The organism is Lentihominibacter faecis (assembly GCF_014306095.1).
Taxonomy (GTDB): Bacteria; Bacillota; Clostridia; order Peptostreptococcales; family Anaerovoracaceae; genus Lentihominibacter; species Lentihominibacter faecis.
In genome coordinates this window covers 17,315-27,613 of record NZ_JACRWC010000081.1, presented here as the reverse complement: position 1 = coordinate 27,613, position 10,299 = coordinate 17,315, and the positions used below count along the sequence as shown (strand labels likewise).

Sequence of the window (10,299 nt, the reverse complement as noted above, 5' to 3'; positions counted from 1 at the left end):
GTGTATAAGAGACAGTAATTATTATCCAATTAGCGGTTCTATGAAAAAACTCGCAGAAAATGACATTCTGATAGTATATCATGATACGCTTCTGATTATAGAAGTTAAGGCTGGTGCATTTGTATATACATCTCCACTTACAGATTATCCAGCTCATGTAAAATCATATAGGACTCTGATTGAGAAGGCAGACCATCAGTGTGATAGAACAGCTGAATATATAAATTCAAACTCAACTGCAGAGTTCTATAATCAGGATAAGACTAAGAAGTTAGCGGTGAATAAAGCTGACTATAATTACATTTATCAGATTTCAGTAACAGTTGATAACATCAATGAGGTTGCTGCAAGAGCGGAGAAAATGGGTTTCTTCAAGTTGAAAAGTGATGCCATAAGCATATCTGTTGATGATCTGATTGTATATAGCGAATATTTTGAATCACCGCTGATTTTTATGCACTATCTGATGCAGCGAAAAGCAGCAACAACGGTACCCACACTTGCACTATACGATGAACTGGATCATCTGGGAATGTACATTAAAGATAACTGCTATACTTATAAAATGGAAGATTTAGATCCAGATAGCAAATATTTTTACGCTGGTTATCGAGAGGATTTGGACAAATATTTCGGAGCTTTATACGCAAAGGGCCCGTCAGTAAAAAAACCAGTACAAGATATGCAACCTTTGTTTATGAAAATGATCAGCGTGATAGAAAAAGGAAGTGAAGAAAACAAGGTATGGCTATCTTCATATCTGCTGAATTTATCATACGACGGAAGAAAAAACTTTGAGGAGAATATCAATGCAGTATATAATCGCCAGAGTATTGAGAAGAGGGAATTCCCAGTAATATTTGGCGGAGATGGAAAATCAGTTAAAATGACTTGCTTTGTAAAACAGGAGGGCATTGCCTCCATAGGCATGAATGAAAAGCAGGATTATATATTTGCTACCATGATATGGAATAATGAAGAAAGAAGAGCCTGTATAGAACTTGCATATGATAAGAACGGACAGTTATTAAATGTATCAGGAAGAGAGTTTTCAATTGATGAAATAGATGAAGGCGATTTTGACAGGCTGAAACTATTAGGTGCAGAGAATGCAGCCCGGAGAGTTGAACTACATAAGAAAAGAAACAGAAAAATCGGGAGAAATGAAAAATGTCCTTGTGGGAGCGGGAAGAAGTATAAGCATTGCTGCGGGAGGTAGAGTTATTTCCTAAGTGTTTAGTCTGGTTGTATTACATCACTTTAGTATCATAATCTGTAATTGGCAATGATAGTGATTCTAAAATGATTCTATAAATCGTTGAAAATGAGTTCACAGGGGATAAAAATACTGATAGCAGAGATTAAAAGCGTTGAAATTCCAGTGTATTCATCATGCTATACAAAATACCTCGAAGAGTTTGAATAGACGTTTTTAAGAAAACAAATCCCGAACCTGTTGAAATTTCAATGGTTCGGGATTTTATAATCTGTAAAAAAGATCATGCCGTAAAATCTGGATCTATGATCATGTCTTCGGCTTAAACCGATCGTGTAACATTTCGGCCGGAGCTGAGATGTTACAAAAATGACATCGTTTTACCGCCGAAATCATATCGTTATAAAAATTTAAGAATAATTTTTCTTCTTTCGTCTATAAACCATAACCGTGTATGAAAGGACTGCACCGCTTAAAAGAAACAGGAAAAGCCAGATTGAAAGTTGATCACTGTCGCCGGTAGCAGGAGTCGACTCGGTTATAGTATGTCCGCAAAATACACAGCTTTTTGTTTTAATTCCTGTTTCCTGGGAGGTAGGGGCCTTTGTGACCGTCCATTCTCCATAGGTGTGTTCAAGCACAGGCAGGGCAACATTCGATGCTTCCTGCCTTCCTGCCTGATCTAAAAAGTTTTTCATACATACGGAACAATGCCAGTATGCGATGTTGCCAGCTTCCGTACAGGTTGCCGCCTTCTCTTCCTGGTGACTCAAACGATGCGTGCCCAATGCACCATATGTATTGCTGCACACGGTACAGGTGGCTTTTTTGGAACAGGTAGCTGTACCGCCGAAACAGTCTGTTTCATCGAGATGGGTATCACAGCCGTAAATACATTTATGATAATGTTTATCGTTTTCCTGTGTCCATTCATTTGCTGCCTGGTGATTGCCGGGATCCAAATCTCCATATTGAATGCCGCAGATCTCACAGACAGCTTTTTGGGAACAGGTGGCCGTACCACCGGTATGCTGACAGCGATAGCCACATTCAAGGCACACACCATTTTTCCATTCGTGTGCGTCCTCCGCTATAACGGTCGAGTTACAGCAATTATATACAGAACGGTGTGTGGCAGATGTCTGGATCCATGTGACAATACCTGTGTGGTTAGTTGGATCGAGAGCTCCGTAAGCTTCCCCGCATTTTGTACAGACCGCCTGATTTATACAGGTGGCCGTACCACCGGAGCATGCTTCTGATTCAGACGCTGAGCAGGCAGAACAGGTACGGGTGTGCTGATCTGCACCGTCACGCTGCCAGGATCCCCAGGTATGCCCGAGAGGGTCTCCATCGGTAAATACTTCCGTTCCCTTTGCACCGCATATGCAGGAATAGTAATATTTCTTCACTTCTGTACAGGTGGCATCACTGGCCTTATAGATATCATCTTTCACCTGCTGATCGTAGACATGTGCCGCATATTCATCCTTTTGGCTGTTGTCTGGAAGCGGGCAGTTTGGTGCGAGACATTCACGCCAGTGGAAAGAATCATTGTATGCCCATGCATCCGGATCCCACGTATGGTAATGCAGATCACCCCGATAATCACTCACGATTCCCACACCATCTGAGACGACCACACGCATCGTCACCGGTTCACTGCAAAAGTCCGTAGAGCGCGAATCGTTTATTTGTTCAGAAAAGATTGATAATGTGTATTCATTATCTCTGACGCCGGCAAGAGGAATATACAAGAATCCGCTTGATGCATTGGAACTGTCGGCTAATTTGCCATAATACCTAATGTCGCCATAGCGATTTGTCAAGATACAGGAGATATACTGATTTGCCCCTCCGGTTGCATTGGCATAACCGAAAGTGAGCGTTTTCGCCGTCTGTCGTCTCTGTCCCAGGGTCGCATAGACATTTAGATTTTGGTCGGTGTGTTTCATGGTGAATTTTACCGTGTCGGTTGGCTCCTCTGTTGCGACAAGACCATTTCCCACAGATACAGAAGGTTTCCCGCTTGCATCATCTGCATTGGAGATAAAGAGGAGAGAAGACAGATCTACATTAAGGGCAGGTCTGGCACCGATATCCTGGTCTACTTCAACATTATAGAACATGACGGCCGATGACGGCACCCTATAACGGCCGGGACATTGTCGGACTCTTTCACCGTCCCTGCCATAACCGGGAGTACGCAGCCAGAAATGATCAAACTGACCCCCGTAGAGGCATACAGCATTCACATCTATGGTATTATATTCCTCGAGGGACAGCGGCCATAGTTTTTGATTGCTGACCACTGGACCGGTGATGCTGTCGCTTCCGGTCAGGGTCCTTGGCCGGATATAGGATGCATCTTTTGCCGGCAGGCTATTTGCGATCTGGACCAATTTTTGCTGTAGGGTACTTCCGCCATATTCATTGGGAGTTCCCCACGCCGACATCCCGGAAGGATTGTTTGCATAATACATCGTTCCGCGGCCGATGGTAGAAAATGGACTTGAATTTCCAAAAGAGTCTGCACTTCCTTTACGGAATGGAATGTTTTGGTATTCACTGTCGTAATCTGCGGCGAGAAGCGTGGCGTGACCCGGCTGTGGATATATACCACTGGTTCCGTCGCCGATCACCCACCATGTATGTCCTGCAAAGACTACCTTACTCTGATTGATTTCTAGAGCGGGCTCCCATACTCCTGCTGCAAAACTTGTGGTTGGTATAAGAGAAACTAATGTTGCAATACAAAGCAGTAGACTGAGCATTCGCTTCTTCTTTTTCAAAGGATCCACCTCCATTATTTTAGAGAGAAATTCTAGAATTGTGTTATATTATACAGAAAGTACATGGAAAACGCAATGCGAAAAAAACAGGGACAGTGTCAATGGAAAAACTATATTAAACCAGGTTGAAAATTCATGGTAGCAATGCTAGTATAGAAAGAAGATCAAAAAAGATATGGAGGTGAATTTTATGGACAGTAGTGATAGGTCAGGGCGAAGTATGAATAGCAGTGCTTTTTATATCAGTTTAAGACACAGTCGTCGGATAAAATTCACCACTGGGTCTGTTTCCGTTGATCAAAAAGCACTGTAAGGTGCTTTTTTAATGCCCTTTTCTATTGCTTGAAACAGTATTATCCGTGTTTTGAGAAAGGAAAGGAGTCAACTATGAACAAGAAATATTTGGAGATACAGAAACTGATTCGGGAAAATCGCTCAGATTCAAGGATCGCAGAGGTTTTGTCCAACTACCATGAGAATGATATCGCGGAACTTCTGGAAAATCTGAGCCGGGCGGAGAGAAAAAGAATTTACCATGTGCTGGGCATTGCCAAAACAGCAAACGTGTTTCCGTATTTTGATGATCCACAGAAATATATCGAAGAAATATCTGTTGAAGATGCCGCTGCGATCATTTCGCTGATGGATTCAGATGATGCTGTGGATATTTTGGAGCAGCTGGATCCGGAACGAAAAAACAGGATCGTGGACAAACTGCATGGAAGGATCGCACAGGACGTCAAAAAGTTGATGTCCTACGATGAACGGGAAATCGGCAGCTATATGACGACCAATTACGTGTGTATTCAGGAAGGTCTTTCTATTCGGCAGGCCATGAGAGAACTGGTGCGTCAGGCTGGAGTTCATGACAATATCATGACAATGTACGTAGTGGATGCTGGTGGTTGTTTTGCGGGAGCTATTGATCTGAAGAAACTGATCGTTGCGCGGGAAAACGATGATATCAATGATATAATTTTGCGTTCCTATCCGCACGTTGAGGCACATGAAAAAATTGAGGATTGTGCAAGCAGGATCGTAGATTATGCGGAAGATTCTATTCCGGTCCTTGACGCTGGCGGCAAGATGCTGGGCGTGATCACCTCTGAAGATCTCGTAGAGATCGTAGATAATGAATTAGGAGAAGATTATGCAAAGCTGGCAGGGCTGACTGCCGAAGAAGATTTAAGAGAAACTACCGGACGCAGCATGAAGAAGAGGCTGCCATGGCTTGTCGTTCTTCTGGGGCTTGGTATGCTGGTTTCCTCGGTAGTTGGAGTCTTCGAAGGTGTCGTTGCCGCGCTTCCCATCGTGATCTGTTTCCAGTCTCTGGTTCTGGATATGGCGGGAAACGTGGGTACCCAGTCCCTTGCTGTAACTATCCGAGTGCTTATGGATGAAAATGTAACAGGAAGAGAGAAATTGATGCTTCTTGGAAAAGAAATGAAAATCGGATTGCTGAACGGCGAGCTGCTGGGGATCCTGGCGCTGGTGCTTCTGGGAATCTACGTACACGCTTTTAAGGGATATGCCTGGGCGGGAGCCTTTGCAGTATCCGGATGTGTAGGGATTTCTCTTGTACTGGCCATGATGGTGTCCAGCATGGTGGGAACCGTTATACCGATGTTCTTTCATAAGATAAAGGTGGACCCGGCGGTAGCTTCCGGACCGCTGATCACGACTGTAAATGATCTGGTCGCAGTCGTTACTTACTACGGACTGGCATTTTTATTTCTGGTCAGCTGAGAAAACAGAATGTCCGGAGCAGGAAACAGAAGGGTGAGGTTTGTTGTATGGAAATCATTGTAACAACATTAGAAATCATAGGAGCGATCGCATTTGCTGTATCGGGAGCGCTTGTGGGGATCCGAAAAAACATGGATGTGTTCGGCGTGTGTGTTCTGGGGCTTTCTACTGCAGTGGGAGGAGGCGTCATTCGGGATTTGATCCTGGGAGAAACACCGCCGGCTATGTTCACCAATCCGATCTATGCGATCGCAGGTCTTGCGACATGTCTTTTTGTTCTGATCCCGGAGATCCGCACGATGGTGGAACGTTCAGAATTCGTATTGCTTCTGGCAGACGCTGTCGGTCTCGGGATCTTCACGGCATCCGGAACTATGCATGCTCTGGAAACAGCAGACGCGAATGCATTCCTGGCTGTTTTTGTAGGTGTCGTTACCGGCGTAGGCGGAGGGCTTCTCCGGGATGTGATGGCAAGTGTTCCCCCGTATATTTTCACAAAACACGTTTATGCAGTAGCGTCCATAGCAGGTGGTATACTGCTGTGCGTCATCTATCCATACGTCGATAAATACATAGGTCTTTTTATCACGTCTGCATTTGTAGTGGTATTAAGGCTGCTGGCATCTCGGTTTCGCTGGGAAATCCCAAAGGCGGAGGATGTTTCTCTTCATCATACGAAAAACCATTCGGGAAAAGAATGATGTTATAATTCTGCAAAAAGTTGGGAGCGTTAAAGCTCCCAACTACAAAACACGAACATTATACCGAGAAATTCCGTATTGATGTTCGCCTATATCAGTCCTATAATAATACACGTACTCTATATTTTGACAGACATCAGAGCATACAGTGTTGTATCGTGTCATAAGCCAAAATTAGAGCAAAATTCGTAATTTGGGACGTGAAGCCCGCTCTTATACTGTGCCTATGACACAATCAGAACAGCGTAAAAGATGTTTGATTGTGTTTTTTATTGGGACGATTTCGACAAATCGCCCTGGCAGTGAGGAAAAAATGGAAAGAACAGTAGAACAGTTAAAAGAACGAATCCGTGTAGGCGGGGCTAAAATTCCTGCGGAAAAAGTTATCAAAAACGGACAGCTGGTCAACGTTATGACAAGTGAGATCTATCCGGCAGAGATCGCGATTTATAAAGATATGATCGCAGCAGTCGGTGATGAAGCGGAAGTGGCTGATTACATCGGACCGGATACCCAGATCATCGATGCAAAAGGAAGATTCCTGGTGCCGGGTATGATCGATGGACACATCCACAGTGAGTGCAGCAAGCTGAGCATTACCAGCTATGCCAAGGCTGTCGTGCCTCACGGGACCACCAGTATGATCTCCGGTCTTGATGAATACATTTCCGTATCGGATCTGGATGGCCTGCAGGAGATCTTTGCAGAAGTAAAGAAAAGTCCGTTGAAAGTATTCTGGGGCGCACCGTATAAAACACCGTACACTGTGCCGCAGTCTACAGTTTCCTTCAACTTTACCAAGGAAGTGCACCAGACGGTGCAGAAATGGCCGGAATGCTTCGGTGTATGGGAAACCGTAACGGAATTCGTGCAGGAAGAGGACGAAGATACGCTGGGCGCTATCGCAGAAGCCGGCAAGAACAACCTGCCGGTATTCGGATGTGCACCTATGGCATCGGGTAAAAAGCTCAATGCATACCTTTGCAGCGGCGTTCGTCTGGATCATGAAAGCTATGATCATGTGGAAGTAGTTGAAAAGATGAGAAAGGGCATGCACATGCTGATCCGTGAGTCCTGCGTGACACATTTCCTGGCGGAAAACATGCGCGCTGTTACAGAAGTGAATCCGTATCTGGCAAGAAGGGTCAGCTTCTGTACGGATGATGTAACAGCAACGGATATTCTGGAAAAAGGTCATATGGACAACCTCGTCCGCCTGGCAATCAAAGCCGGTGTAGAACCGATGACAGCTATTCAGATGGCGACGATCAACAGTGCAGAGGCATACCGCATCGACCACCTGATCGGATCTATCTGTCCGGGCAGGATCGCAGATATTTTGTTTGTAGAAGATCTGCAGGATTTCAAGGTAGACGAAGTAATGACTAACGGCAATATGGTTGCCAGAAACCATAAATTGACTTACGAGCTGAAGGCTCCGGAGAGAAGTCCGATTTTCAAGGGGGAACTCAAGTGTGCAAAGACCACGGCAGATGATTTCTCGTACCATGTGCCGATCGAAAACGGGGAAGCAAAAGTTCTCAGTCTGGATGTCAAGGGACCGTTTGTAAGAAAAAGACGAGATGTGATCCTCAAGGTAAAGGATGGCATCGTGCAGCCGGATACAGAGCAGGATGCTATCATGGTTTCTGTAGTGGAGCGTTTCGGTAAAAACGGTAATAAATCACTGGCTTTCTGCTCTGGATGGAAACTGAAAAAAGGTGCTATGGCGTCCACCAATGCACCGGATGACAACAACCTGGTGGTTATGGGAGCCAATGCCGAGGACATGTCCTTTGCAGTAAATTACCTGATCGAACAGGGCGGAGGTCAGGTCGTTGTAGAAGACGGCAAGGTTATCGAATTCCTGCCTCTGCCGGTTGGCGGCATCGTAAGCGATGATGAGCCGGAAGTCGTTGCAGCAAAGGAAGCGAAAATCGATGAAGCGGCTCGTTCCCTGGGTTCCGACCTGCCGAATCCGATGATGTACATGTTCTTCCTGCCGATCACAGCTATTCCAGATTATGCGCTGACTGATGCAGGCCCGGTGGATTACTGTGCACTGACGACATACGATCCGATTCTGGAACTGGTGGAAAAGTAGAGGCGAACCATGAAAAAAGAAGAATTGAAAAAACTGATCCTGACTGCCGGCGGAGCACGCAAGGCGGACACGGTCATTAGGAATTGTAAAGTAGTTAACGTGTTTAGCGGAAAGATCGTCGAAGGGGATATCGCCCTTTGCGGCGATCAGATCGCAGGAATCGGAGAGTATGAGGGTGAAGTAGAAATCGATGCAGAAGGCAGATATGCGGCACCTGGCTTTATCGACAGCCATATTCATATCGAATCCTCTTATCTGAGTCCGGAAGAACTGGGGAGATTATTGGTTCCGCACGGCGGCACGACTATCATCGCAGATCCGCACGAGATCGTGAATGTTCTGGGGATCCCGGGACTGGATTATATGATGAATGCTGCGAAAAATACGAAACTGGATATCAAATATATGCTCCCGTCATGCGTGCCGGCGACTCCGTTTGAGAATGCCGGTGCTGTTATCGACGCTATGGATATGGAAGATCCGATCTTGCGGGACAACATCCTTGGACTGGGAGAATTCATGAATTTCCCTGGCGTTGTCAATGGTGACGATGCTACTCTGGACAAGCTGATGGTCGCAAAGGATGCAGGAAAGCTGATCGATGGCCATTCACCGGGATTAACGGGGAAAGCTTTGAACGCATATTGTGCTGCACGTATCCGCGCGGATCACGAGTGTGATACACTGCAGGATTTCGAAGAACGTTTGGACAACGGCATGTACGTGATGCTCCGTCAGGGCTCCGCCTGTAAAAATCTGAAATCTTTGCTTCCGGCAGTGACTCCGGAGAACAGCCGCAGAGTAATATTCTGCTCGGATGACAGGCAGCCGAAGACCATTTTAGAGGAAGGGCATCTTGACAATCATCTGAGACTGTGCGTGGAAGAAGGACTGGATCCGATCACAGCGATCCGGATGGCGACCCTCAATGCAGCAGAGTGTTTCGGACTGGACGACCGTGGTGCTATTGCGCCGGGTTACCGTGCCGACATTGTATTGCTGGATGATTTAAAGGATTTTTCGGCAGACAAAGTATGGGTTGCCGGGCAGCTGACGGCAGATCAGGGCAAGTATCTGCCTGAAGTGATCAAAGAAGATATCGCTCCCGTCATGGGCAGCGTACATTTAAAGGACTTTTCGGCAGAAAAATTCAAGATGAATCTTTCCGGAAACAGAGTTCACACGATCGAGATCCAGCCGGGAGGAGTGGTTACGAAAAAGTCTGTGGATGAAATCCAGGTGAAGGACGGCGAATTCATCTTTGATCCGGAGCAGGATATCGTTAAGGTCGCTGTGGTGGAACGGCACAAGATGACTGGAAACGTAGCTTGCGGATTCCTGAAAGGATACGGGATCAAGGAAGGTGCAGTAGCTCTTTCCGTGGCACACGACTCACACAATATCATTGTAGTGGGCGTTAGTGATGAAGAAATGGCGTTCGCAGTGGAAGCTCTCCAAAAACAGAGTGGAGGCGTAGTGCTGGTGAAGGATGGCGAAGTGATCGAAAGTATGCCGATGCCGATCGCAGGACTGATGAGTGATCAGTCAGCGGAATGGGTAGACGGGAAGCTGACTGCTTTGCATGAAAAAGCCTATGATATTCTGGGCGTAAACGGAGATGTGGAGCCGGTCATGACGCTTTGCTTTATGTCGCTGGCAGTTATTCCAGAGCTGAAACTGACTGACGAAGGACTTTTTGATGTAACCAAGTTTGCATTTATTAACGTAGAATGTTAGGAG

General features: G+C 45.8%; 6 protein-coding genes. 5 read left to right on the top strand and 1 reads right to left on the bottom strand.

Annotated features, from left to right (window positions below):
* A partial coding sequence (locus H8876_RS06525; RefSeq protein WP_249287064.1) for an SEC-C metal-binding domain-containing protein occupies positions 1-1,219 on the top strand: 1,219 nt, incomplete at its 5' end.
* Between the two features lie 407 nt (positions 1,220-1,626).
* Here the strand turns inward: H8876_RS06525 and H8876_RS06520 are convergent.
* Positions 1,627-4,008, bottom strand: coding sequence for a hypothetical protein (locus H8876_RS06520; protein WP_249287063.1), 2,382 nt, complete (start codon positions 4,006-4,008; stop codon positions 1,627-1,629).
* A gap of 387 nt (positions 4,009-4,395) precedes the next feature.
* On the opposite strand from H8876_RS06520, the gene mgtE reads away from it, so the two are divergent.
* The 4 genes from mgtE (at position 4,396) to ade (ending at position 10,296) form a co-directional block, all read left to right on the top strand.
* Positions 4,396-5,754: a magnesium transporter gene (mgtE, locus tag H8876_RS06515; protein WP_249287062.1), complete on the top strand. Its 1,359-nt coding sequence runs from the start codon at positions 4,396-4,398 to the stop codon at positions 5,752-5,754.
* 47 nt (positions 5,755-5,801) lie between these two features.
* Complete coding sequence (locus tag H8876_RS06510; RefSeq protein WP_249287061.1) at positions 5,802-6,455, top strand: trimeric intracellular cation channel family protein; 654 nt, start codon at positions 5,802-5,804, stop codon at positions 6,453-6,455.
* Between the two features lie 313 nt (positions 6,456-6,768).
* The gene (locus H8876_RS06505; RefSeq protein WP_249287060.1) at positions 6,769-8,559 is read left to right on the top strand and encodes an adenine deaminase; all 1,791 of its coding nucleotides are present in this window, start codon (positions 6,769-6,771) and stop codon (positions 8,557-8,559) included.
* Between the two features lie 9 nt (positions 8,560-8,568).
* Positions 8,569-10,296: an adenine deaminase gene (gene ade, locus H8876_RS06500; RefSeq protein ID WP_249287059.1), complete on the top strand. Its 1,728-nt coding sequence runs from the start codon at positions 8,569-8,571 to the stop codon at positions 10,294-10,296.
* Positions 10,297-10,299: the final 3 nt, after the last annotated feature.

Excerpts from the sequence above, each read along its gene's own strand:
- mgtE (WP_249287062.1), top strand. The coding sequence starts at position 4,396 with ATGAACAAGAAATATTTGGAGATACAGAAACTGATTCGGGAAAATCGC.
- H8876_RS06510 (WP_249287061.1), top strand. The coding sequence starts at position 5,802 with ATGGAAATCATTGTAACAACATTAGAAATCATAGGAGCGATCGCATTT.
- H8876_RS06505 (WP_249287060.1), top strand. The coding sequence starts at position 6,769 with ATGGAAAGAACAGTAGAACAGTTAAAAGAACGAATCCGTGTAGGCGGG.
- ade (WP_249287059.1), top strand. The coding sequence starts at position 8,569 with ATGAAAAAAGAAGAATTGAAAAAACTGATCCTGACTGCCGGCGGAGCA.